The sequence below is a fragment of the Conyzicola nivalis genome, assembly GCF_040548875.1.
GTDB classification, from domain to species: Bacteria; Actinomycetota; Actinomycetes; order Actinomycetales; family Microbacteriaceae; genus Conyzicola; species Conyzicola nivalis_A.
The window spans coordinates 423,464-447,805 of record NZ_JBEPSJ010000002.1 but is presented as its reverse complement, the minus strand read 5'-3'; the positions used below and the strand labels follow the sequence as shown (position 1 = coordinate 447,805).

General features: G+C 68.2%; 22 protein-coding genes and 1 tRNA gene. 17 read left to right on the top strand and 6 right to left on the bottom strand.

The features are described 5' to 3' along the window. Window positions 1-165: 165 nt before the first annotated feature. From ABIE21_RS10835 to ABIE21_RS10780, 12 genes are all read left to right on the top strand, one after another. Window positions 166-1,548, top strand: coding sequence for a GH1 family beta-glucosidase (locus tag ABIE21_RS10835; protein ID WP_354024832.1), 1,383 nt, complete (start codon window positions 166-168; stop codon window positions 1,546-1,548). Between the two features lie 76 nt (window positions 1,549-1,624). Beyond that, window positions 1,625-2,869: an extracellular solute-binding protein gene (locus ABIE21_RS10830; protein WP_354024831.1), complete on the top strand. Its 1,245-nt coding sequence runs from the start codon at window positions 1,625-1,627 to the stop codon at window positions 2,867-2,869. 71 nt (window positions 2,870-2,940) lie between these two features. Then, window positions 2,941-3,819 carry a carbohydrate ABC transporter permease gene (locus ABIE21_RS10825; RefSeq protein WP_354024830.1) on the top strand — a complete coding sequence of 293 codons (879 nt, stop codon included), beginning with the start codon at window positions 2,941-2,943 and terminating at the stop codon, window positions 3,817-3,819. Further along, window positions 3,809-4,678: a carbohydrate ABC transporter permease gene (locus ABIE21_RS10820; RefSeq protein ID WP_354024829.1), complete on the top strand. Its 870-nt coding sequence runs from the start codon at window positions 3,809-3,811 to the stop codon at window positions 4,676-4,678. The genes ABIE21_RS10825 and ABIE21_RS10820 overlap by 11 nt, the downstream gene beginning before the upstream one ends. A 3-nt stretch (window positions 4,679-4,681) precedes the next feature. After that, on the top strand, window positions 4,682-6,247 hold the full coding sequence (locus tag ABIE21_RS10815) for a glycoside hydrolase family 5 protein (RefSeq protein WP_354024828.1): 1,566 nt from the start codon (window positions 4,682-4,684) through the stop codon (window positions 6,245-6,247). Between the two features lie 14 nt (window positions 6,248-6,261). After that, complete coding sequence (locus ABIE21_RS10810; RefSeq protein ID WP_354024827.1) at window positions 6,262-7,488, top strand: ROK family transcriptional regulator; 1,227 nt, start codon at window positions 6,262-6,264, stop codon at window positions 7,486-7,488. Window positions 7,489-7,647: 159 nt separating this feature from the next. Then, window positions 7,648-10,485 (top strand): discoidin domain-containing protein, encoded by a 2,838-nt coding sequence (locus ABIE21_RS10805; RefSeq protein WP_354024826.1) that lies wholly within the window; start codon window positions 7,648-7,650, stop codon window positions 10,483-10,485. A gap of 127 nt (window positions 10,486-10,612) precedes the next feature. Then, a complete protein-coding gene (locus ABIE21_RS10800) occupies window positions 10,613-11,836 on the top strand; it encodes a serine hydrolase domain-containing protein (protein WP_354024825.1) in 1,224 nt (407 codons plus the stop codon). 147 nt (window positions 11,837-11,983) lie between these two features. Continuing rightward, a complete protein-coding gene (locus tag ABIE21_RS10795; protein ID WP_354024824.1) occupies window positions 11,984-12,718 on the top strand; it encodes an ABC transporter ATP-binding protein in 735 nt (244 codons plus the stop codon). Continuing rightward, window positions 12,718-13,542, top strand: a complete 825-nt coding sequence (locus ABIE21_RS10790; protein ID WP_354024823.1) for a hypothetical protein — start codon at window positions 12,718-12,720, stop codon at window positions 13,540-13,542. Before ABIE21_RS10795 ends, ABIE21_RS10790 begins: the two co-directional genes overlap by 1 nt. 37 nt (window positions 13,543-13,579) lie before the next feature. Continuing rightward, on the top strand, window positions 13,580-14,890 hold the full coding sequence (locus ABIE21_RS10785; protein ID WP_354024822.1) for a sensor histidine kinase: 1,311 nt from the start codon (window positions 13,580-13,582) through the stop codon (window positions 14,888-14,890). Then, entirely contained in the window at window positions 14,887-15,543 is a 657-nt protein-coding gene (locus ABIE21_RS10780; protein ID WP_354024821.1) for a response regulator transcription factor, read from the top strand. Before ABIE21_RS10785 ends, ABIE21_RS10780 begins: the two co-directional genes overlap by 4 nt. A gap of 1 nt (window position 15,544) precedes the next feature. Here the strand turns inward: ABIE21_RS10780 and ABIE21_RS10775 are convergent, their stop codons facing one another. Beyond that, entirely contained in the window at window positions 15,545-16,126 is a 582-nt protein-coding gene (locus tag ABIE21_RS10775) for a TetR/AcrR family transcriptional regulator (protein ID WP_354024820.1), read from the bottom strand. Between the two features lie 75 nt (window positions 16,127-16,201). Between ABIE21_RS10775 and ABIE21_RS10770 the strand changes: the two genes are divergently transcribed. After that, window positions 16,202-17,323, top strand: a complete 1,122-nt coding sequence (locus ABIE21_RS10770) for a zinc-binding alcohol dehydrogenase family protein (RefSeq protein WP_354024819.1) — start codon at window positions 16,202-16,204, stop codon at window positions 17,321-17,323. 90 nt (window positions 17,324-17,413) lie between these two features. On the opposite strand, the gene ABIE21_RS10765 is transcribed toward ABIE21_RS10770, so the two are convergent. Next, window positions 17,414-17,486 (bottom strand) — tRNA-Lys (locus tag ABIE21_RS10765). A gap of 25 nt (window positions 17,487-17,511) precedes the next feature. On the opposite strand from ABIE21_RS10765, the gene ABIE21_RS10760 reads away from it, so the two are divergent. The 4 genes from ABIE21_RS10760 (at window position 17,512) to ABIE21_RS10745 (ending at window position 20,183) form a co-directional block, all read left to right on the top strand. Beyond that, window positions 17,512-18,141, top strand: a complete 630-nt coding sequence (locus ABIE21_RS10760; RefSeq protein WP_354024818.1) for a DNA-directed RNA polymerase subunit beta — start codon at window positions 17,512-17,514, stop codon at window positions 18,139-18,141. A 195-nt stretch (window positions 18,142-18,336) separates the two neighbouring features. Then, the gene (gene sigK / locus ABIE21_RS10755) at window positions 18,337-18,939 is read left to right on the top strand and encodes an ECF RNA polymerase sigma factor SigK (RefSeq protein ID WP_354024817.1); all 603 of its coding nucleotides are present in this window, start codon (window positions 18,337-18,339) and stop codon (window positions 18,937-18,939) included. Further along, window positions 18,936-19,808, top strand: a complete 873-nt coding sequence (locus ABIE21_RS10750) for an anti-sigma factor (RefSeq protein WP_354024816.1) — start codon at window positions 18,936-18,938, stop codon at window positions 19,806-19,808. The genes sigK and ABIE21_RS10750 overlap by 4 nt, the downstream gene beginning before the upstream one ends. A 21-nt stretch (window positions 19,809-19,829) precedes the next feature. Beyond that, window positions 19,830-20,183 (top strand): hypothetical protein, encoded by a 354-nt coding sequence (locus tag ABIE21_RS10745; RefSeq protein ID WP_354024815.1) that lies wholly within the window; start codon window positions 19,830-19,832, stop codon window positions 20,181-20,183. Between the two features lie 70 nt (window positions 20,184-20,253). Here ABIE21_RS10745 and pstB read toward each other — a convergent pair whose 3' ends face one another. From pstB to pstS, 4 genes are all read right to left on the bottom strand, one after another. Then, complete coding sequence (gene pstB, locus ABIE21_RS10740) at window positions 20,254-21,033, bottom strand: phosphate ABC transporter ATP-binding protein PstB (RefSeq protein ID WP_354024814.1); 780 nt, start codon at window positions 21,031-21,033, stop codon at window positions 20,254-20,256. A 34-nt stretch (window positions 21,034-21,067) separates the two neighbouring features. Next, window positions 21,068-22,144: a phosphate ABC transporter permease PstA gene (gene pstA / locus ABIE21_RS10735; protein WP_354025158.1), complete on the bottom strand. Its 1,077-nt coding sequence runs from the start codon at window positions 22,142-22,144 to the stop codon at window positions 21,068-21,070. Between the two features lie 14 nt (window positions 22,145-22,158). Continuing rightward, entirely contained in the window at window positions 22,159-23,094 is a 936-nt protein-coding gene (gene pstC / locus ABIE21_RS10730; RefSeq protein ID WP_354024813.1) for a phosphate ABC transporter permease subunit PstC, read from the bottom strand. Between the two features lie 111 nt (window positions 23,095-23,205). Further along, complete coding sequence (pstS, locus tag ABIE21_RS10725) at window positions 23,206-24,246, bottom strand: phosphate ABC transporter substrate-binding protein PstS (protein ID WP_354025157.1); 1,041 nt, start codon at window positions 24,244-24,246, stop codon at window positions 23,206-23,208. Window positions 24,247-24,342: the final 96 nt, after the last annotated feature.

Below are 24,342 nucleotides of genomic sequence, written 5' to 3'. Positions count from 1 at the left end.
GGTACGCGTTGCGCTATCGCGCCGCCGTTCAATGCTGGGGCACGGCGGCCGAGACGGCCTCCGTGCGCCCACGGAAGCCTCGCGTGAAAATGCTTGACAGCGTTAGTGCAAGGGTTATTATAAATATTGAAATAAGTGGTTCCCCCCGAGTGAAAGCACCGGTCGATGACGACAGACGCTCTAGACATCGCGCCGTTCCCCGCGGACTTCCGTTGGGGCGTCGCCACGGCGGCCTACCAGATCGAAGGTGCCGCTCGCGAAGGCGGGCGGGGGCCGAGCATCTGGGACACGTTCGCCAACGTAGACCACCTGACGCTCAACGGCGACAACGGCGATATCGCCTGCGACCACTATCACCGCTGGGCCGACGACCTCGACCTGATGGCGAGTTTGGGAATCAGCCACTACCGTCTCTCGCTCTCGTGGGTGCGGCTGCAGCCCACCGGACGCGGCGACCTCAACCCGGAGGGTGTGGCCTTCTACACGGCGCTGCTCGAGGGCATGCGCGAGCGGGGGATCACCCCCATGGTCACGCTCTATCACTGGGACCTGCCGCAGCCGCTCGAAGACGCCGGCGGCTGGCCCGCCCGGGAGACGGCGTATCTGTTCGCCGACTACGCGGACCGCACGGTGCGCGCACTCGGACACCTCGCCCGTGACTGGATCACCATCAACGAGCCGTGGTGCGTCGCATTCCTCGGCTACGGTCGCGGCGCGCACGCGCCCGGCAAGAAGGACCCGAGGCTCGCCGTCGCCGCCGCCCACCACGTCAACCTCGCCCACGGCCTGGCCGTGTCGGCGATCCGCGCCATCGACCCCGGGCTGCGCGTCGGCAACTCGAACATCGTGACCGACATCGTGCCGGCCAGCAGCTCGGCGGCGGATGCCGAAGCTGTCGTGCGGCTGGATGCCATGAGCAACCGCGTCTTCCTCGACCCCGTGTATCTGGGCGACTACTCGACCGCCGTGCGCGAGCTATTCGCCCCGCTCGGCCTCGACGCGCTCGTCGACGACGGCGACCTCGCGGTCATCGGCCAGCCCGTCGACTTCGTCGGCATGAACCACTATCAGCGCGTGGAAGCCTGGCACGACGACGACGGCACCTACCTGCGAGTCGGCGAACGACCGGCCTCCCCCGCCACAACGTCATTCGGCTGGTCGGTGATCCCCGAGTCGCTCGGCGCCGTGCTCCGTCGTGTGTCGCGCGACTTCACGAGCCTGCCCATCTACATCACCGAGAACGGCGCCAGCTACAACGACTACGTCGACCCCGACGGCCAGGTCAACGACCACGACCGGGTGGCGTACTTCGGCGGCTACCTCGCCGCTGCAGGACGAGCGATCGAGGAGGGGGTCGACCTCCGCGGCTACTACGCCTGGTCGTTCCTCGACAACTTCGAGTGGGCGGAGGGCTACAGCAAGCGTTTCGGCCTCGTCTTCGTCGACTACCGCGACCAGACGCGCATCCCCAAGCGAAGCGCTCACTGGTACGCGCACCAGATTGCCCGGCACCGTTCCTCCGTGGAATCGGTTGTCGTTCCGGCATAAAAACGGGAGAAGCCCTCTGTCGCGGGCCATCCCAGCGCCAAATCCCGCTTTACTTGCACCTAGAAAGGGAAACTCAATGAAGAGAATACTGACCAAGGCCCTCGCTCCCGTGGCAATCACGGGTCTGGCCCTGAGCCTCGCCGCCTGCACATCCGATCCGGGCACCGCCGAGGCAGACGGGCCGCTCACCGTGTGGGTCATGGGCGACTCCGGCACCAACTTCGAATCGCTCGTCGAACCGTTCGTGACGGAGAGCGGCCACGAGGTCGAGGTCGTCGCCATCCCGTGGGACAGCATCGACGAGAAGCTGACCACCTCGGTCGCATCCGGGTCCGGGCCCGACGTGCTGCAGATCGGCCTGTCCAAACTGCGCACCTTCGCCGACGCCGGCGCGCTCCTCCCGCTCGACGACCTCATCGGCGACTACGCCGGCCTCGACCCCGCCAACTTCCCCTCCGGGGTCAGCGGCGATGCGACATCCGTCAACGGACAGATCGTCAGCATCCCCTGGGTCAGCGACACCCGTGTGCTCTTCACGCGAACAGACATCCTCGCCGAGAACGGCATCGACGCGCCGCCCACCACCTGGGACGAGCTGCGTGACGACGCGAAGGTACTCGCCGGTCGGGGCAGCGGCCAGTTCGGCTACTACATCCCGCAGTGGGACGCCCCGCTGCCGGTGGAGATGACCTGGAGCCTCGGCGGCGACGTCATCGACTCCGAGGGCAACGTCGACTTCGACACCCCCGAGTTCCAGAAGGCGGTCGACATCTACACCGGCCTGTACGCCGACGGCAGTGTTCCCACAAACGGCGACTTCGACCAGACCCAGGGGTTCATCTCCGGTGTCGCGCCGATGCTCGTGAGCGGACCGTACCTGGGCAAGGCGATCGCGGATGGCGCGCCCGAACTCGAGGGGAAGTGGCAGGCCAGCCTCCTGCCGGCCGAGGACTCGTCGACCTCCCTCTTCGCCGGCTCCAACCTCGGCGTGTGGGCCAACACCGACCAGCAGGAGGCGTCGCTCGAGCTCCTCGAGTTCCTCTCGCAGCCCGAGACCCAGCTCGACTGGTACGAGTTGAGCGGCGAGCTCCCGACGGTCAGTTCTGCGCTCGACGACGCCGACCTCAACAGCGACCCGAACGTGGCCGTATACACCGAGCAGCTCGCCTCGTCGAAGGTGCTGCCGCTCGTGTCCAACTGGGACGGCGCCGTCGGCACCGAGCTGCTCAACGCGCTCAACGCGATCGCGCTCACCGGCGCCGACCGTGACGAGGCGCTGGCCGCGTTCTTCGCCAAGACCGAGGGTCTCTCGGTCGACTAGCAGAGCGGGGCCGTCGCTGCGAATGCGTCGGCCCCTTCCGCCATCCGTCCACCGTCTCGAAAGGAGCGATCGTGCGCAACAGGCTGTCTCCGTATCTCTTCGTCACGCCGGCGATGCTCCTGCTGGTGACCTTCGGAGTGTTCCCCATCTTCGTCGCGCTCGCCGTGAGCTTCACGAACATGAACATCTCGGCGTTCGCGAATATCAGAAACGTGAAGTTCGTCGGTATCGACAACTACGTCACGCTGTTCGGCGACGCCGACTTCTGGCAGGCGCTGACCAACACGGGCATCTTCGCGGCGGTCGGCGTTCCCGCGGTCGTCGTGCTCTCGCTCGCCGTCGCGCTGCTGCTCAACCGAAGCGACCACCCGTTCTTCCGGGCACTGCGATCGTTCTACTTCATCCCCGCCATCACGGCGATCGTCGCGATCTCGCTGATCTGGGGATACCTGTACAACACGCAGTTCGGGTTTCTGAATTACTTGCTCTCGCTCGTGGGGGTCGAACAGGTGCAGTGGCTCTCCGACCCGGTGCTGGCGAAGTTCTCGGTCGCCCTCGTCGCCGTGTGGAGAGGTACCGGGCTCAACATCATCATCTTCCTCGCGGCGCTGCAGGGCGTGCCGAAGGACTATCTGGAGGCCGCGTCGCTCGACGGGGCGGGTGAGTGGCGCAAGACCTTCTCGATCACTGTGCCCCTGCTGCGATTCGCCATCTTCTTCGTCACCGTGACGACGATCATCTCCTGGGGGCAGTTCTTCGACGAGCCGTTCGTGCTGACCGACGGCGGTCCGCTCGGCGCCACGACGAGCGTGTCCATATTCCTCTACAAGGAGGGCTTCCGGATGAACCAGTTCGGGTACGCGAGCGCCGGGTCGATCGTGCTGTTCGCGATCATCGCGGTCATCACCCTCGTGCAGCTCCGGGCGCGGAAGGCCGACGATGACTACTAGAAGACTCGGACTCCGGATGCGCCGGTCCGACCGCTCGGCGGCCCGCAAGACGCGCTGGCTCACCGTGCTCATCGGCGGGGTGCTCGCGGCCGGTGCGCTCATCACGGCCTTCCCGTTCATCTGGATGCTCTCCGCGTCGGTGAAACCGCAGCGCGAGTCCACCGACTTCCCGCCGTCGGTTCTTCCGCACGAACCCACTCTCGAGTACTACCGGATGCTGTTCACCGAGCTGGACTTCGGCCGCTACCTGGTGAACACGCTCGCCGTCGTCGCCATCGGCATGGTCGGGCTCGTGCTCATGGCGATGGCCGGGTACGCCTTCGCGAAGTTCGAGTTCCGCGGCAAGCGGTGGATGTTCTTCCTCGTCCTCGCGACGATGATGGTGCCGATCCAGGTGACGATGATCCCGACCTATCTGATCCTCAACCAGATGAAGCTCACGAACACGCTCATCGGCATCGCGCTTCCCACGCTCGTCGGCGGGTTCAGCATCTTCCTCTTCCGGCAGTTCATGTCGACCATCCCCACCGAGATGCTGGAGGCGGCCCGGCTCGACGGCGCGGGCGAGTGGCGCACCTTCTGGCAGATCGTGCTGCCCATGTCGAAACCGATCCTCGCCGTGCAGATCGTGCTGACGTTCATCGCCGGCTGGAACAGCTTCCTCTGGCCCCTCATCATCGCGAGCGACCAGAAGCTCTACACCCTGTCGGTGGGGCTGTCGCTGCTGAACCAGCAGCTCGCCGTGAACCCCTCGCTGCAGATGGCCGCGGCGTCGGTGATGGTCATCCCGATCCTCATCGTCTTCGTCGTCTTCCAGCGCTTCGTCATTCAGGGGTTCGCCCTGTCCGGATTGAAATAACCAATGGAGTCAGCCACCGTGTTCACCGCTTCCCCCGTCGCAGCCGCGCCGACCTTCCACCGCCGTCCCGCCTCCTTCGACGGCTTCGTGCACGCCCGCGACGCCCGGTTGTTCGACGGGTCGGGCCGCGAACTGCTGCTGCGCGGGGTCGGGCTCGGCAACTGGATGCTGCCAGAGGGCTACATGTGGAAGTTCGGGCAGGGCGCGGAGTCGCCGCGCCAGATCGAGGCGTTGACCACTCGTCTGCTGGGGGAAGCCGCCGCGCTCCGTTTCTGGGAGTCGTTCTACGCGGGATACATCACCGAGGCCGACATCGAGCGGATCGCAGCGAGCGGTTTCGACCACGTGCGGCTCCCCATCAATTCGCGGCTGATCCAGAACGACGACGGCTCGCCCCGCGCGAGCGGCTACGCCATGATCGACCGGCTCATCGCCTGGTGCCGAGAGCACCGGCTGTGGGTGCTGCTCGACCTGCACGGTGCTCCAGGAGGGCAGACAGGCACCAACATCGACGACTCGCCGAACAACAAGCCCGAGCTCTTCATGGCCGAGGAGTACCGGTCGCTCACCATCCGTCTGTGGCGCGACCTCGCTCGCACCTACGCCGACGAGACGGTGGTGCTCGGCTACGACCTGCTCAACGAACCGCTGCCGAACGAGTGGCAGCACGTCTACGGCGACGAGCTCGCGCAGCTGTACAAGGACATCACCGCGGTCATCCGGGAGCAGGACGCGAGCCACCTGATCGTCTACGAGGGTTCGCACTGGGCGACCAACTGGAGCATCTTCACCGAGGTCTGGGACGAGAACTCCCTGCTCCAGTTCCACAAGTACTGGTCGTCGCCCGACACCGAGAGCATCGCGCAGTTCCTCGACGTCCGAGACCGGCTGGGGCTGCCGATCTACATGGGTGAGGGCGGCGAGAACACCCTCGAGTGGCTGTACACGGCGTTCAGGCTCTACGAGTCGCACGACATCGGCTGGAACTTCTGGCCGTGGAAGAAGGTGGAGACCGCCACGTCTCCCGTCTCCATCGAGACGCCCGAGGGATGGGACAGCGTCGTCGCTGCCGCGTCGGACCCGCGGATCGAGGTGGCCGACGCCGCCAGCATCTTCGACGGACTGCTCGCGAACATGTCGCTCGATGCGAGCGGGTGGAATCCCGACGTCGTCGCCGCCCTGCTCGCCGAGCATCCGATCGTCGTGCCGGCGTGGGGTTTCGGGATGCGCGGACCGGAGGAGTCATACTCGTCCGCGTCTGCGGCGACGATCGACGGCATCCGGGAGTCCGACGCCGTCGTCCTGGCGTGGGCGTCGCCCGGCGACCACCCGGCCAACCCGTTCGAACAGACCGACGGGAGGCCGTACACGAGCGACGAGCAGCTGGTCGTCACGCTCGAGGCGGGGGACTGGCTCGAGTTCGAGATGACCGATGTCGATGCCGCCGACGTGCGTGTGATCGGAGCCGCGGCGACCACGAGAGTGGAGCAGAGCGAACGCGGGATCCGCGTGGTCGCGACGGCGGAGTCGACGTTCTCGCGGCTGGTGATGGGGAGCCCGAGAACTTGATAGGTTCTGGAACCATGACCACGCGATCCGCTGCCGCCGGAACCTCAGCGCCCGCAACGGTGAGCGACGTACGCCAGCGCAACCGCTCGCAGGCGCTGCGAAGCATCATCCTCGCCGGATCCACGACACGTGCCGAGCTCGCCCGCGAGTCCGGGCTGTCGGTCGCATCGGTGACCAACCTGGTTACCGAGCTCATCGCCGAGGGCCTGGTTCTCGAGGCCGGCACCGTCGCGTCGAGCGGCGGGCGGCCGACGACCCTCATCGAGCCCAACCCCGCAGGCGCCTACCTGCTGGGCGCCGACGTCGGCGAGCGCGGCGTCGCAGTGGAACTGTTCGACCTCTCGATGAAACGCATCGACATAGAGTTCCGCGGCGGACGCGAGGGCGAGCCCGTGGACGCCATCGGTCGCGACCTCGACGAGGCGCTCGCTGCGCTCCGCGAACGCAATCCCGAGGCATGGCACAGGATGGTGGGCCTCGGTCTGGGCCTGCCGGGCATCGTCGAGACGGACGACTCGGGCCGACAGATCCTCTACGCCCAGAGCCAGGGGTGGCCGGCCGTCGCGGTCACGGAGCTGGTCTCGCACGACATCCCGATCTTCGCGGAGAACGGGGCCAAGACGCAGGCGATGGCGGAGCTGTGGGACGGGGCGGCCCGCGGGGTCGGCGAGGCCCTGGTGGTGCTGATGGGCCGCGGTGTCGGTCTCGGCATCATCTCTGACGGGCAGCTCGCACACGGATCCAGGAGCAGCGCGGGCGAGTGGGGGCACGTCAGGATCGTCCACGGCGGGCGACTGTGCCGATGCGGCAAGCGCGGATGCGTCGAGGCCTACCTCGGGGCCGACTCGATCCTCGAGGCGTGGCGCGAGGCCGGTGGCGATTTCGACGGCAGCGGCTGGCGTGCCGTGGGCGATCTGCTCGCCGCCGACGCCGCAGGCGACACCGTCGCCTCCGCGGTCGTCGAGGAACTCGTCGCAGTGCTGGGCTCCGCGCTCGGCGGACTCGTCAACCTCACCAACCCCGAACGCGTGATCATCGGCGGCTGGGTCGGGCTGCGGCTGATGGAGTCGCTCGCCCCGCGCATCGAGTCCGCGATCAGAGCCGAGGCGCTCGACCGGCCCGGCTCCCAGTTCGAGCTCTCCGCGAGTCGTTTCGGCGGAGACACCGTCGCGCTCGGCGCCGCGATCCTGCCCCTCAACGCGGTGGTCAACCAACCGCGCGGAACGCACATCAGCGCCTGACTCCGCCACATCCGCGTGCGCCGACGAGGCGTCGCATCCGCTTTATTCACGACTTATTTTAAACAGTGGACAAAGCGACGGCTCTCTGGGAGGCTATGGCCGTGGACGAGCGTCCGCGCGCGAGTTCCCGACAGCGCTTGGTAGTGGTCAAGGAGGATCATGAAGAATAGGATGATAGTGGCGACGTTCGTCGCGGCGGCGTTGGTGACGACGTTCGCAACCCCACCCCTCGAGGCGGAGGCCGCGGCGATCACCGCGACCGACTTCATCAAGGCCAGCGGATCGGTGCTCAAGAAGGGATCGGGAACCGGCGCGACGGTCAATCTGCGCGGAACCAACGTCGGAGGGTGGCTCACCCAGGAGGACTGGATGTCGCCGCTCGGCGAGTTCGCCGCGGATCGCAGCGGCTGGGCCGCGACGGCGTCGGCCGGCACCCCGAGCGCCGCCCTCGACGGCGCGGCCACCACGCGGTGGACCACCAATTCCAACCAGACCGGGGCGGAGTGGATCCGGCTCGACCTGGGCGCCCCGACACTGTTCAACCGCCTCTCCGTCGACAACACCAACAACGCCGGCCAGTATCCGCGCACGATCACCATCGAGACATCCAGCGACGCCGTCACCTGGAGGAGCGCGAGCAGCCAGCCCGGCGTCGACGGCGTGACGACCGCCAAGTTCAGCCCGCAGGTCGCGCGCTACGTGCGCGTGTCGCAGACCGCCACGGCCGGCGCCCTCTGGTCGGTGGGCGAGATCAACCTCTTCAACGACCCCGTGCTCTTCAACGGGCCGCACACGGCCACCGCGTCGGCCACCGCAGGCGGAACCACCCCCGGGCTGGCGCTCGACGGCGACGTCGCGACCGCATGGCAGAGCGGAGCCGCGCAGGCGCCCGGCCAGACCTACACGATCGATCTCGGACGCAACGTCGACATGGACAAGGTGCTGTTCGACTCCGGGGCCGCAGCGCCCAACGACTTCCCGCGCATCTGGGACGTCTACACCTCCTACGACAACGTCAACTTCACCCACGTGGCCAGCGGTTCGGGAACCAACCGGGTGATCCAGGCCGACTTCCAGGGCGCTAAGGGCGGGCGCTACCTGCGCATCGCCTCCAACGGCACGGCCGCCCAGTGGTGGTCCATCGCCGAGATAGCGATCTCCTCGGGCAACAACCTCGACCGTGGCGGCTGGGTCGTCACCTCGTCCGTCGGTGCAGCACCGGCGAGCGTCGTCGACAACTCGACGGGCACCCGCTGGACCACCGGCGCCGCCCAGACGAACGGGCAGACGCTCAGCGTCGACATGGGCGCGCTCATCACGATGAACAACGTGACCACCGACACCGCGAAGAACTCCACAGACGAGCAGGACTTCCCGCGCGGATACAACCTCCAGCTCTCGAAGAACGGTTCGACCTGGACGACGGTCGCATCGGGAGCAGGAACCCGCAAGGCGACGACGATCCACTTCGTCGCGCAGGCGGCGCGGTACTTCCGCATCGTGCAGACCGGGACATCCGCTCAATGGTGGTCGGTCGGCGAGCTGACGGCCGGGCTCTACAACGACGACTACTCGTTGAACAACACGCTGACATCGCGATTCGGTGCCGCAGGAGCGCAGACGGTGATCAACGCCCACCAGGACGCCTGGCTGACGGCCTCCGACCTCGACAAGATCGCCGCGACGGGGATGAACTTCATCCGGGTGCCCATCGGCTGGAACACCTTCCTCAACGTCGACGGCACGTGGAAGTCGAACCCCTGGACGAAGATCGACTGGGTGATCAATGAGGCGTCGGCACGGGGCATGTACGTGCTGATCGACCTGCACACCGTTCCCGGCGGCGGATGCCCGTGGGGCAGCTGTGGCCGGATCGGGCCGAACCCCAACGGCTTCTGGGGCAACGCCGCGTACCAGGACTGGACCGAGGACATCTGGCAGGCGATCGCGACCCGTTATGAGGGTAATCCCGGAGTCGCCGGCTACGACCTCATCAACGAGCCCCTCATCGACTACGGAGAAGACGCCGACGACGTGGCCCAGAAGAGCGACTACTACGACCGGCTGTATGACGCGGTGCGCGCCATCGATCCCGACCACACGATCTTCCTCGGTGCGTTCTTCGGCCTGAACTCGATCGCGGCGCCGTCGACCTACGGATGGACGAATGTCGTGTACGAGTATCACCCGTACGACATGCCCAACTCGAAGGACTGGACGGCTCAGAACCAGTTGGTGACCAACGAGCTCGCCGGGCTGCCGGCGAAGCTCTCGAACCCCGGCGTCCCCATTCTGTACGGCGAGTACTCGCTCTACTACAACGACGACGTGTGGTCGCGGTTTATGGCGGGGCTCAACGCGCAGAACGTCTCGTGGTCGGCGTGGACCTACAAGGTGAAGGGGTCGGCGAACGACGGATTCGCCTACTGGGGGATGTACTTCAACAACCCGAACCCCGTGCCCATCATCAACAGCGACAACTCGGCCACGTTCGTCGCAAAGGTCGGCAGGTTCGGAACCGCCAACTTCACCCAGAACACGCGGTTCGTCGCGACGCTGGCGAAGTACGCGGGCGGCTCGGCCACGTTCGCGCCGGTGGCCGTCGCCCACTCCGGCTGGACGGCGACGGCGTCGTCGACGGCGCCCGGCACGTCGGCGGCCGGCGGCATCGACGGCGTGAACTCCGCGTCGTGGAGCAGCGGCCAGGCGATGACGGGCGGCGAGTGGTATCGCATCGACATGGGTGCGAACAGGACCGTCGCGATGGTCACCGTGCAGACGCCGTCGGGTTCGACCTGGGACTACCCACGCGGCTTCGACCTGCAGACCTCGACCGACGGCACGAACTGGACGACGGCCGCCACGGGGATCGCGTACGGGTGGAAGCGGCCGATCTCCATCACGCCGACCTCGGCACGGTACATCCGGATCACCCAGACCGGCGCCGCCCCGCAGTGGTGGTCGATCGACGAGGTGACGGTCTACTCCTCGTACTAGCGGTCCGTCGGCGAGGCCTCGGGCGATTGCCCGGGGCCTCGTCGGCGTCACCCCCTCCTCAAGTCGAGGCCGCATCCCGTTCGCGCGGCCGGGGCGGTGACAGGGTGTCGCGGCAAGGCTTGTTTTCATGACCACAGACACAGGAACCCCAACCCCAGTCAACCGTCCGAAGCAGTCTCGCAAGCGCGTCGTCGTCACGACGGCGACGAGCCTCGTCGCCGCCGGCGCGCTCGTCGCCGGCGCCTGGTGGGGCGCAGGCGCGGTACTCCCCAGCAACTCCGCCACGGGCACCGTCGTGCAGGAGCGGCTCGACGGCCTCGTCGATCTCGGCTTCCCCGCGGCACTGGCCTCCGTCACCCATCCCGACGGGGAGCACGACGACTACGTCGCTGGCGTCGGCGACATCGCGACCGGCTCCGAGGTGCCCGTCGACGGCGAGGTGAGGATCGGGAGCAACACGAAGACCTACACGGCGGTCGTCGTGCTGCAGCTGGTCGAAGAGGGCCTCGTGCAGCTCGACACCCCCGTCGAGTCGTACCTGCCCGGCCTCGTGCGAGGGGAGGGCATCGACGGCTCCGCGATCACCGTGCGGCAGCTGCTCCAGCACACCAGCGGTCTCCCCGAGTACACGACCGGCATCGCCATCGCGCTCGAGAAGATCCAGCACGCCTACATGTCGCCGCGCGACCTCATCGACCTGGCGCTCGCCCAGCCCGCGCACTTCGCGCCGGGAGAGCGCTGGGAGTACAGCAACACCAACTACGTGCTTCTCGGCCTGCTCATCGAGAAGCTGACGCAGCGCCCGATCTTCGAGGAGATCACCAGCCGCATCATCGAGCCGCTCCACCTCGAGCACACCTACTTCCCGACCGTCGGCGAGCAGGGATTCCGGGGCGAGCACCCCTCCGGCTACCACGTCGACTCCGAGGGCGAGCAGTTCGACGCGACCCGGCTCGACCCCTCGTGGGGCTGGGCAGCCGGGCAGATGATCGCCACCCCGAGCGACCTGAACGAGTTCATGCGTGCGGTGCTCGACGGCCGCCTCCTCGACGAGGCGACGATGGCCGAGATGCAGACGAGCGTGCCGAGCGAGGACGAGCTGTGGCCGGGATCCGAGTATGGACTCGGACTACAGAGCTACCCGCTGAGCTGCGGCGGTGTCGTGTGGGGACACGGCGGCGACATCCACGGCTTCGAGACCCGCAACGGCGTCTCCGCCGACGGAACCGCGTTCACCGTCGCTGTGACCTCGCTGCCGTGGGGATTCATCGACGTCGACGACGAAGAGCGGCTCATGGGGGCCTACACATCCGTGACCGAGACGGTGGATGCCGCGTTCTGCGAGAAGTGACGCGCGATTCGCCCGCGCACGGGGACGCCGCCTTCGGGTGGCGTCCCCTTCCGCGTTCTTCCCACGGTCACGTTCACCCAAACGGACGGGACGAGGACTCGACCTGCGGCGGGGGTGCTGCGGCCCCGCGACATCCACGCTGGAAACATGAACACACACGACACTCCCGCAATCGCGGTCCACGGACTGCACAAGGCCTACGGGCACACGGTCGCCGTCGACGAGGTGAGCTTCACCGTCGCGCGCGGACGCGTGCTCGGACTGCTCGGCCCGAACGGCGCAGGAAAGACGACGTCGATGCGGATGCTGCTCGGGCTGGCATCCATCGACCGCGGCCAGGCGAGCATCCATGGGCGCCCGTATGCGCAGCTCGCCGATCCGGTCGGCACCGTCGGTGCCGTGCTCGACGCCGGCGGCCTCCACCCCGGGCGCACGGCGCGCCAGCACCTGCGCATCGCCGCGGCCATGGCGGGCGTCGACGCGGCACGGGTCGACCCGCTGCTCGACGACGCAGGTCTCGGCCAGTCGGCCGACAGGGCGATCCGCACCTACTCGCTCGGAATGCGCCAGCGTGTGGCGCTCGCGACCGCGCTCGTCGGGGACCCCAGCGTGCTGGTGCTCGACGAACCGGCGAACGGGCTCGACCCGGCGGGAACCCGGTGGCTGCGCACCATGCTGCGCGGCTTCGCGGCCGGCGGCGGCGCCGTTCTGCTCTCGTCGCACATCCTCGCCGAGGTGGCCCAGGTCGCCGACGAGGTGGTGGTGGTCGCTCGCGGCAGGGTCGTCGGCTCCGGCAGGGTCGACGACCTCACCGTGCACCACGGGGGAGACCTCGAGGCCTACTACCTCGACCTCACCGCCGAGAACGCGGAGGTGCGCTGATGATCCGCGCAGAACTGATGAAGATGCGCACTGTCGGCTCGACCTGGGTCGCGCTCGCCGTGGCCCTGGGCGGCCTGCTGATCACCCAGATCCTGCTGGTCACGGTGCTGCCGGCCATCGCAGCCGGTTCGATCCTCGCGAACGAGCCGGCGGCGCGCGCCGAGCTGGGGCCGGTAGACACCTCTTCGACCGGGTTCCAGTACGGGGCCCTCGACGTGCTCGGCGCGAGCGGGTCCTCGGGCTCGATCGGCATCGCCACGATCGCCGTACTCGCCCTGGGCCTGATCGTCGGCACCACCGACTTCCGCCACGGCGGCATCCTCGGCGCGGCGCTCGCGCGGCCGGCCCGCACCGTGATCCTCGGCGGCAAGGTCGCGGCGACCGCGATCGTGGCCGCGGTGCTCGGGGTCGCGCTCGCCGCGGTCTCCCTCGCAGTGCTGCTCTCGCTGGTCGCGTTCTCGCCCGCCGAGCTGGCCCTGCAGCCCGCGGAGATCGCGAGCTCGCTGGGCAGAGGGGTCATCGCCGTGGTGCTGCTCGCACTGCTGGGGCTCGCGGTCGGTGTTCTCCTGCGCGGCCAGATCGCTGCGTCCATCGTGGTCGCCGTCGTGCTCGTGGGCGAACCGATCCTTCAGGGGTTCGTGCAGCTGGTCACCGGCTCGCTGCCGGTCTGGGCTCAGATCCTGCCGCTGTCGCTCGCTCGCGCGGGCATGGCGGCGCCCGGGGACGCAGCACTCGAGCCCCTGCTCGCGCTCGCCGCCCTCGCGGCGATCGTCGGGATCGTGACGGCGGCCGCCGCCATCGCGTTGCGCCGCCGCGACCTGTGATCGGGCGCGGACGCCGGTGTCAGGGCAGAATGAGCCCATGAGCAACGACGAGAGCCAGGGCCGCGACCTGTCGCGGCTCTGGCGCGTCGCCCCCGTCGTGCTCGTCGCGGTCATGGGTGTGGCCGGAACCCTCGCCGATGCCTACCTGCGCTCCGATGCGGGCCGGTACCTCGCCGAGGGGGAGACCCTGCCCCCGGTGCCGAGCGCCCTCGCGGTGGTGCTCGTGCTCGTGCAGGCGGTCGCGCTCTGGTGGCGCGGGAGATTTCCGATAGCGGTGCTGCTCGTCGCGACCGCGGTCGACGTCGCGCTGCTCGTGGTGTCCGACGGCACGCTCGGAGTCGGCACGCCCGCGGTGGTCGTCGCCGCGTACACGGTGTGCCGTCGGGCGCGGGGCGCATCCGCCTATTCCTGGCTCGCGGGCGCCGCCCTCGTCTCAACCATCGTCGCCTGGCGGTCGTACGTCACCGACACGACCGTGCCCGACGGCTGGGAGCTGCTGTTCGCGGCCCTGCGCGCCGCCCTCGTCTTCGCCGTTCCCGCCCTCGTCGGCGAGCTCGTCGCCTCGCGGGCCCGCACGGTGCTCGCACTGCGCGAGCGCGCGGAGGCCGCCGAGCGGGAACGCGAACGCAGCGCCCACGACGCGGTGCAGGCCGAGCGCTCCCTGATGGCGCGCGAGCTGCACGACATCGCCGCGCATCACCTCTCGGGCATCATCATCGGCGCGCAGGCCGCCGGAGCGCTCGTCGCGACCGAGCCGGACCGCGCTCACGACTACATGCGCACCGTGGCCCGCGACGCCCAGCACACGCTCGCCAACCTGCGGCAGACCGTCGGGCTGCTGCGCTCCGACGACCGTGGAGACCTCGCGCCTGCGCCCTCGATCGCGCAGATCCCGCAGCTGGTCGCGGGGCTGCGTGACGCGGGCATGCGCATCCACGAGGAGTGGACCGGAGACCCCGTGCCGCTCGGCCCGATCGCGGAGTCGGCCGCGTACCGCATGGTGCAGGAGTCGCTCGCGAACGCCCGCCAGCACGCCCCCGGCGCCGCGTGCACCGTGCGCGTCGACCGCGCCGCCGCCGCGACCACGATCAGCGTCACCAACGTGCGGCCGGTCACGCGGGGTGTGTCCGTGCCGCTCGGCGGTCACGGGCTCATCGGCATGCGCGAGCGCGCGGCCCTCACCGGCGCCGAACTGAGCGTCGGACCGACGCCCGACGGCGGCTGGCGCACCGAGCTGCGGCTCCCCCCGCCCGACCCGGCGGCCGACGCATCGGACACCGACGCGTCGGCAACCGACGCATCGGCAACCGACGCGTCGGCAGCCGAAGAAGAGAAGAGCGACCGATGATCCGCGTTGTAGTGGCAGACGACCAGGCGATCGTGCGCGCCGGCTTCACGGTGATCGTCGAGGCGGCCGGCGACATCCAGGTGGTCGGCGAGGCGAAAGACGGCTACGAGGCGGTCGAGCTGGCCCGCGCGTTGCGACCCGACGTGGTGTGCATGGACATACGGATGCCGGGACGCGACGGCATCGAGGCGACGCGGCTGCTCTCCTCCGACGAGGAGGGGCACATCCCCGTGCTCGTCGTGACCACCTTCGACCTCGACGACTACGTCTTCGGCGCGCTCGAGGCCGGTGCCGCCGGGTTCCTGCTCAAGGGCGCCGACGAGGAGGCGCTCGTCGGCGCGATCCGGTCCGTCGCCGCGGGGGAGGGCACCCTCGACCAGAAGATCACCCGCCGTGTGCTCTCGGAGTTCGCCGGCCGTCGCTCGTCGCCCGACCGCAGCACCGACGCCGTCGCCGAGTCGCTCACGCCGCGCGAGCTCGACATCCTGCGCCTGCTCAGCGAGGGCCTCTCCAACCAGGAGATGGCCGCCCGCCTGTTCATCGAGGCGTCGACGGTGAAATACCACCTGGCCGGCCTGCTGGCGAAGATCGGCGCCCGAGACCGGCTGCAGGCCGTGGTGTGGGCGTTCCGCAACGGGCTCGACGCGGGGTAGGTCACGCAGACGTCCCTGCGGCGCGCGCCATCGCCTGGATGGTGTCGAGGTTGCGCCGAACGAAGTGCTCGAGCGGCGCACCGGAGTCGTCGTCGATCCAGCGGTCGATTGCGTCGTGCATGGCGACGGCCGAGACCTGAGCGGCCATTGTCGCCTGCTGGTCGTCGTAGCCGAGGTCGAGAAATCCGGCACGGATCGCCGCTGCCAGGTCCGCCTGCTTTCCCAGGTCTCGCTCGCGCAGCCCGGGGTCGGAGTGGATGATGGCGCGCCGGAGCCTGAAGTAGTCGCGCCGATTGGGGAAGAAGTTGCGCGCCGCGGTGTCGACTCCGTAGCGCACCAGCTCCCAGAGATCGTCTGTCTTGGGCGCTCCGCGGATGATCCCCGTGATCCGCTCCGGAAAGTCGTCTCCGGCCGAGAACAAGACCTCGCGCTTGTCCCTGAAATGGCGGAAAAACGTGCGGTTCGTCAGCTCGGCGCGGGCGGCTATCTGCGGGACCGTGGTCTCGGCGAACCCGTGCTCGAGAAACAGTTCGAGCGCCGCGGTCTCCAACCGCGCGCGCGTGTTCGGCTCCCAACGTCCCATTGCTCCAGTCTAGTGATGACACGGAGTGACATGACGTGTAGTGTGATGTCACACTGTGACATAAGGAGTCCGATCATGACCGCGATCAATCACACGGCGAGCATCGTCGCGCTCGACCGACCCCTCGAAGTCAGGGAAGCTGGGCGCTCCGAGCCGGGCCCGAATCAGATCATGGTGAGGAACTTCGCCGTCGCCGTCAATCCGGTCGACTGGGTGATCCAGACGGCAGGAGCGTTTATGTACCGCTGGATCAAGAAGCCCTTCGTTCTCGGGAGCGACGTGGCTGGCGAGGTGGTGGCGGTAGGAGCAGGCGTCTCCCGGTTCTCGGTGGGCGACAGGGTCCTCGGTCTCGCCGTCGGTGCCGAGAAGGACGTCAACGACCCGCGGCAGGGTGCCTTCCAGGAGTACACGGTGCTTGCCGAGGCCCTCGCCTCCCGGATTCCGGACGGTATGACCTTCGAGGCGGCGGCGGTGCTGCCCCTGGGATTGTCGACGGCTGCCTGCGGGCTGTTCCAGAAGGGGCAGCTCGCTCTGCGGCACCCGGGGTCCGCGCTGCCGGGCTCCGGCGAGACGGTGGTGGTGTGGGGCGGATCGACGAGCGTCGGGAGCAACGCCATCCAGCTGGCCGTCGCCGCGGGGTACCGGGTCGTGACGACTGCTTCGCCGCGCAACTTCGACTATGTACGACGTCTCGGGGCGAGCGAGGTCTTCGACTACGCGAGCGACTCGGCGGTGGCGGATGTCACGGCGGCCGTCGCGGGCGGCCGCCTCGCCGGCACTCTCGCCATCGGCACGGGGTCGGCGCGCCCGTGCGTCGACATCGCCCACGCAGCCGGAGGCTCCCGCCGGGTGGCGCTCGCGAGCCCAGCGGTCTCATTCGCCGCCCTCGCCGACAGCCGCCGCAAGTCCGTCGAGATTCCCCGACTGCTCTGGCGACTGATGTCGTCGACGACCTCGCTCATGATCAGGGCTCGTGTGCGTGGCATCCAGGCTCGGTTCATCTGGGGGTCGAGCCTGAAAGACGACGAAGTCGGCGACCTGATATTCCGCGACTTCCTGCCTGGTGCGCTCGAAGACGGTTCCTTCCTCCCCTCGCCGCCGCCGCGGGTCGTCGGGCGCGGACTGCGGAATGTGCAGCTCGCACTCGACACGCAGCGCGCCGGCGTATCGGCCGAGAAGATCGTCGTACAGCTCTAGAGTCGAACAGCTCTAGAGTCGAACAGCTCCGAGACCGGTTCGACCGCCCGGAAGACGGGGATCCGCGCAGAGTACGCGGATCCCGAAGGGTGGGCCCCGTCGGGCTCGAACCGACGACCCACGGATTAAAAGTCCGATGCTCTACCAACTGAGCTAGAGGCCCTTGGTATTAAATGTAGCGTGTAGTTGTGACCGATGAGTTCCATAAGCCGACGCAGTACTCCGGCGACAAGTTCGACACCTTCGAGGGCGGCGATGATCCCGAGCAGATCCTGCGCGTCGCGCACGACACCGCCCACGCGCTGGTGGACCGCGCCCGGGCGACCGACGACCCCGCCGTGGTCGAACGTCTCGTGGCGTACACCGACGAGCACGGCGTCGACGCGCTCTCGGAACTGTGGGCCCGCTCGAGCGCGAAGAGCCTCGCGGGGGCACTCTGGCGCATCTACCTGATCCGGCTGCTCATCCGGCAGGACCCCGACAACATCTCCTTCCTCTTCCAGCGGGGCACCGAGGTTCTGCGCACGATCGACGCCGCCGTGGCCGGCGCGCCGATGCCCACAGGTCCCGACGAGATCACCGAACTGGCCGACGAGATCCTTCGCGGGCTGTTCCGCGGCGACTTCGCGACAGCGCTCGACCGGGCGGCGTCGTTCTGCCGCATCACCTCCGCCGGCTGCGTGAGCGTCGCCGGCGACGTCGAGCTCATCACCCCCGATCGCGCCAACGACCTCACCACCCGAGCGCTTCGGCTCACCCTCACGGGAGACGAGCTGAGCACGTGCGCCCGCCTCGACCGTGCGGGAAATCTCGACTGACGGCGCATCCGCTCGGATCATGGGTAAAATGGATGCCGCCGGGCCGCGGTAACCCCGGGCTCCACTAATAGCCGCTTCGAGCGGCCTTGCGCCGAGAGGCGTTCCGCGGTCCGGCACTAAGACTTGAGGGCACACCATTTCAGCACTGTTCCGAGGCGCACCAATCCGTACAGGCTTTCGCGCCGAACTACTGACATGCTTAAGCTCGTGACCCGCGAGACCGATGACCGCCAGGACTTCGAGTCTGACGCGCCCGTGACCCAGGACCAGCTCCTGGCACGCGTCGCGCAGGGCGACCAGGCGGCGTTCGCCGCCCTGTACGACCAGATCGCTCCTCGGGTGCTCGGGCTCGTGCGGCGGCTGCTGCGCGACCACGCACAGTCAGAAGAGGTCACGCAGGAGATCTTCCTCGAGATCTGGCAGACGGCGACGCGCTACGACTCCACCAAGGGCGGGGCGTCGACGTGGATCATGACCATGGCCCACCGACGTGCCGTCGACCGCGTTCGCGCCTCCCAGTCGTCGCGTGACCGCGACACCAAGATCGGCATCCGTGACTACGATGCCGCCTACGACAATGTCGCAGAGACAGTACAGACCCGCGTCGAACACGAGAGGGTGGAAAAGGCGATGCTCCGACTGACCGAACTTCAACGCCAGGCCGTCTCGCTCGCGTACTACGGGGGATACAGTCACAGCGAAGTCGCAACCCTCCTCAGCGTCCCCATCGGAACGGTGAAGACTAGGCTGCGAGACGGCATGATCCGACTACGCGACGAACTGGGGGTGGCATCGTGACCGACCAGCGCAACGACCCCACGTCGCTCACCGGCGCCTACGCCCTGAACGCGCTCTCCGCCGAGGAACGCGCCGCCGTCGAGGCGCGTCTGACCGAGTCCGAGTCCCTGCGTCACGAGGTGACAGAACTCGCCGACACCGCGGTGCTCCTCGGCCGCGCCGTCGCCCCCGTCACGCCTCCGCCGGCCCTCAAGGCCAACATCATGGACATGATCGCCTCAACGCCGCAGCTGCCTCCGCTGCAGGACGATACGACAGGCGAGACGGATGCCACGGCCTCCGTCACCGAGATCGCCCCGCCCCGCCCGGCCTCGCCGTCGACTGCCGCCGCGACGCCTCCGTCGGCTTCGACCTCCGCAGTCGGCACCGCCCCTACGCCTGCCGAGCGCAGGGCGCAGGCGCGCTGGTTCACCAAGCCCGCTGTCGCGCTGGCCTCCGTCGCGGCCGTTCTCGGCCTGATCATCGGCGGCGGAGTGCTCGTCAACACGATGGGCGAGTCGCAGCAGAACAACCAGGCGGCCGACCAGCTGGCGGCCATCAACGCGGCGAGCGACTCGCAGCGCGCGGTCTCCGAGATCGAGGGCGGCGGCACGGCCACGCTCGTCTGGTCGGGCGAGCTCGCCAGCGCGGCGATGATCGTGGACGGCCTGCCCGAGCTGCCCGACGACAAGGTCTACGAGCTCTGGTTCATCGGCGAGGAGACCGGCGCTCGTCCCGCCGGCACCTTCACCGTCAGCGACGACGGCCGCACACTGCGGGTGCTCGACGGCGAGATGCACGCCGGCGACGCCGTGGGCGTGACCGTCGAGCCGCGCGGTGGCTCGGAGACCCCGACCACCGAGCCGATCGTCGCGATCACCAGCGCGTAACTGCCAGTAGAATCGTCGACCATGGCGGACGACTGGATCGAGCATCGCCGCGGTCGCGACGGCGAGCTTCTGGGCTGGATGCGGCCGGCGGGCGATGGATTCGTCGCGATCGACCTGCTCGGCCGCGAGCGCACCGGCGTCGTCGACTGGCTCGACGCCGAGGAGACGCTCGACGAGCTCGGTATCGGCTACCTCGCCGACCCGTACGAGCTGCAGCTGGACGACGGCGACTGGCTGCGCGTGCGTCTGGTCGAGGTGTCGGCCGAGCGCGTGCGACTCAAGGAGGACGACGGGGGAGCCGTGGGTGGCCCCCTGCCGTCGTTCTACACGCTGCCGCTGCCCGTGCCCGACACGCTGCGTCCCGTGCGCCGCTGAGCGCCACCGGGCCCCGCCACAACGAAAAACGCCCCACCGGAGTGGGGCGTTCTTCAGGCGAGGCGGAGGATCATCCGAACTTGCCGGAGACGTAGTCCTCGGTGGCCTGCACGCTCGGCTTTGAGAACATCGTCGCGGTGTCGTCGAACTCGATGAGCTTGCCCGGGGCGCCGGTGCCGGCGATGTTGAAGAAGGCGGTGCGGTCGGAGACACGCGAGGCCTGCTGCATGTTGTGGGTCACGATCACGATCGTGTAGTCCTTCTTCAGCTCCTCGATGAGGTCTTCGATCGCGAGCGTGGAGATCGGGTCGAGGGCCGAGCAGGGCTCGTCCATGAGGATGACCTCGGGGGAGACGGCGATCGCGCGGGCGATGCACAGTCGCTGCTGCTGTCCGCCGGAGAGGCCGGATCCCGGCAGTGCCAGGCGGTCCTTCACCTCTTTCCATAGGTTCGCGCCCTGCAGGCTCTTCTCGACGAGGTCGTCGCCCTCGCTCTTGGTCATCCGGCGGTTGTTGAGCTTGACGCCGGCGAGCACGTTGTCGCGGATCGACATGGTGGGGAACGGGTTGGGGCGCTGGAACACCATGCCCACCTGGCGGCGCACGAGCACCGGGTCGACGCCGGCGGCGTAGAGGTTGTTGCCGTCGATGCGCACCTCGCCCTCGACGCGGGCGCCGGGGATGACCTCGTGCATGCGGTTCAGCGTGCGGAGGAAGGTCGACTTGCCGCAGCCGCTGGGGCCGATGAAGGCGGTGACGGTGCGGGGTTCGATCGTCAACGTCACGTCTTCGACAGCCTTGAACTTGCTGTAGTAGACGTTGAGGTCGGAGACTTCAATGCGCTTAGACACGGGATTCCTTTAGTTTTGCTTGGCCCGGGAGGGGCTAGCGACCGAGCTTGGGGGAGAAGATCTTGGCGATGAGGCGCGCCACGAGGTTGAGCACCATCACGATCACGATGAGGGCGAGTGCTCCGGCCCAGGCGCGGTCGAGGTACGACTGCACGTCGGTGCCGGGGTTGGCGTACTGCGTGTAGACGAAGACCGGGAGCGACATCATCTTCTCTTCGAAGAGGTTGTAGTTCATGCTCGCGGTGAATCCGGCGATGAGCAGCAGCGGGGCGGTCTCGCCGATGACGCGCGAGATGGCGAGCGTGACTCCGGTGGTGATTCCGGCGATCGACGTGGGGATGACGATCTTGAGGATCGTGAGCCACTTGGGAACGCCCAGTGCGTAGGATGCCTCGCGCAGCTCGTTCGGCACGAGCTTCAGCATCTCCTCGCTCGAGCGCACGACCACGGGGATCATCAGCAGCGACAGCGCGACGGAGCCGCCGAGCCCGAACCGCACCCCGGGATCGCTGAGGATGAGCGAGAAGAACGCGTAGGCGAACAGGCCGGCGACGATCGACGGGATGCCGGTCATCACGTCGACGAGGAAGGTGATGGCGCGGGCAAGCGAGCCGCGGCCGTACTCGACGAGGTAGATGGCGGTGAGCAGACCGATCGGCACCGAGATGAGGGTCGCCGCGAGGGTGATCAGCAGGGTGCCCATGATGGCGTGCAGGGCGCCGCCGCCCTCGCCGACCACGTTGCGCATCGACTCGGAGAAGAACTGGATGTCGAAGCGAGGCAGGCCGTTGACCAGAACGGTAGAGATCAGCGACACGAGCGGGAGCAGGGCGATGATGAACGCGGTCGCGACGAGCGAGGTGATCAGGCGGTCCCTGGCCTGCCGTGCGCCCTCGACGAGGTACGCGACGACGAAGATCAGGACGTCGAAGAGGATGGTTCCCAGGAACAGCGCCGCGGCGATGTTGAACTCGCTGTCGCTCGCGGCGGCGACGAAGCCGAACACGACGCAGAGCACGATCCAGCTGCCGCCGAGGAGGACCCAGGGCGCCCAACGGGGCAGGCGTCCGGTGGTGAGGGCGTTGACGGTGGACGAGTCCACAGGGCGCATCGTTGTGGTGCTCACTAGTTCGCTCCAGAGAACGCCTTGCGGCGGTTGATGACGATGCGGGCGACGGAGTTGATCGCGAAGGTGATGGCGAACAGGATGAGTCCCGTCGCGATGAGCACGTTCACGTCGACGCCGTGCGCCTCGGGGAAGTTGAGGGCGATGTTGCCGGCGATGGTGGGCGAGTTCGACGAGCTGGTCAGCACGAAGGTGATGACGAGCGCGGGCGAGAGCACCATCGCGACGACCATGGTCTCGCCGAGCGCGCGACCGAGGCCGAGCATGGCTGCCGAGATCATGCCGGGGCGGCCGAACGGCAGCACGGCCATCTGGATCATCTCCCAGCGGGTGGCGCCGAGGGCGAGTGCCGCCTCCTCGTGCAGTCGGGGAGTCTGGAGGAAGACCTCGCGGGTGACCGCGGTGATGATCGGGATGATCATCACGGCGAGCACGATCGCGACGGTGAGCACCGTGCGTCCGGTGCCGGAGACGGGCGGGGAGAAGAGGGGGAACCAGCCGAGGTTGTCGACGAGCCAGCCGTAGAGCGGCGTGACGGCCGGGGCGAGCACCTTGATGCCCCACAGGCCGAAGACGACCGAGGGAACGGCGGCGAGGAGGTCGATGATGTAGCCGAGGGTCTGCGCGACGCGGCGGGGCGCGTAATGCGAGATGAACAGGGCGATGCCGATGGAGATCGGCAGCGCCATGAGCAGTGCGAGCGCTGCGGCCCACATGGTTCCGAAGGCGAGGGGGGCGACGTAGGCCCAGAAGCTCGCGGGCGAGCCCTTGAGCTCGGCCGGGTCGGCGGTGAGAGCGGGGATGCTCTGGGCGATGAGGAAGATCGCCACGGCCGCGAGGGCCACCAGGATGATGACACCCGCGGTGACGGTGCTCCCGGAGAAGATTCGATCTCCGAGCCGGAGCTTGGCTCTCGGCGCTGGTGCGGTCGTCATTCTGTTTCCGGGACCCATCTGTTCGAAGTGCGGTGGTTGAACTAAGTCTGTCGGGCTGCGAGACCGCCTGCAATGAAGCAGGGATTCGCAGCCCGACAGGCCGAAGCGGTGTTACTTGATCGACTCGATCGCGGTCGCGACCTTGGCCGACAGCTCGGACGAGAGCGGTGCGGCGCCGGCGGAGCTGGCGGCCTCGGCCTGGCCGGCCTCGGACGTCAGGTACGCGACGTAGTCGTGGACGAGCGGGCCGACCTCGGCGTCCGTGTACTCCTGGCAAGCGATGATGTAGCTCACGAGAACCAGCGGGTAGTGGGTCGGGTCGGTCGTGTTGCGGTCGAGCTTGATCGCCAGGTCGGTGGCGTCGCGGCCCTCGACGGCGGGCGAGCCGTCGACGACTGCTGCTGCTGCCTCAGGCGAGTAGGAGACGAACTCGTCGCCGACCTTGAGCTTCGCGACACCGAGGTCGCCGGCCTTCGACGCGTCGGCGTAGCCGATGGTGTTGGTGCCGTCGGTCACTGCGCTGACAACACCCGAGGTGCCCTGTGCGGCTTCGCCCTTGGCGTCCGGGTAGGGGAACGTGTCGGTTGCTTCTGCATCCCACACGTCGGGAGCGACCTTGCCGAGGTAGTCGGAGAAGTTCTTGGTGGTACCCGAGTCATCCGAGCGGTGCACGGCGGTGATGGGAGCCGAGGGAAGCGTGACGCCTTCGTTCAGTGCGACGATTGCTGCATCGTCCCACGTCGTGATGGTGCCCTTGAAGATGCCCGCGAGGACGGTCGCGTCGACGTTGAGCTCTTCGACACCCTCCACGTTGAAGATCACGGCGATCGGGGAGATGTAGGCGGGAACCTGGACGTAGCCGGTGTCGGCGACGCAGGAGCCGAACTCGCCGGCGATCTCTTCGTCGCTGAGCGCCGAGTCGGTTCCGGCGAAGGAGACTCCGCCGGCGATGAACGCCTCACGGCCGGCACCCGAGCCGGAGGGCTCGTAGTTGATGGTGACGTCGGGGTTCTCGATCTGGAATGCAGCGACCCATGCCTGCTGGGCGCTGTCCTGCGACGATGCGCCGGCGCCGTCCAGCGTGCCGCTGAGGGTGCTCTCGGAGTCGGCGGGCGCGCCGCCCTCGTTCGACGCGCATGCGGAGAAGAGCATGGTGCCTGCGATAGCGATGGCCGCGATGCTGCCGAAACGCTTGAAGTTCGTTGTTGCCGTCTTCACGGGTTTCCCTTCGGGAATGTTCTTGAGTAC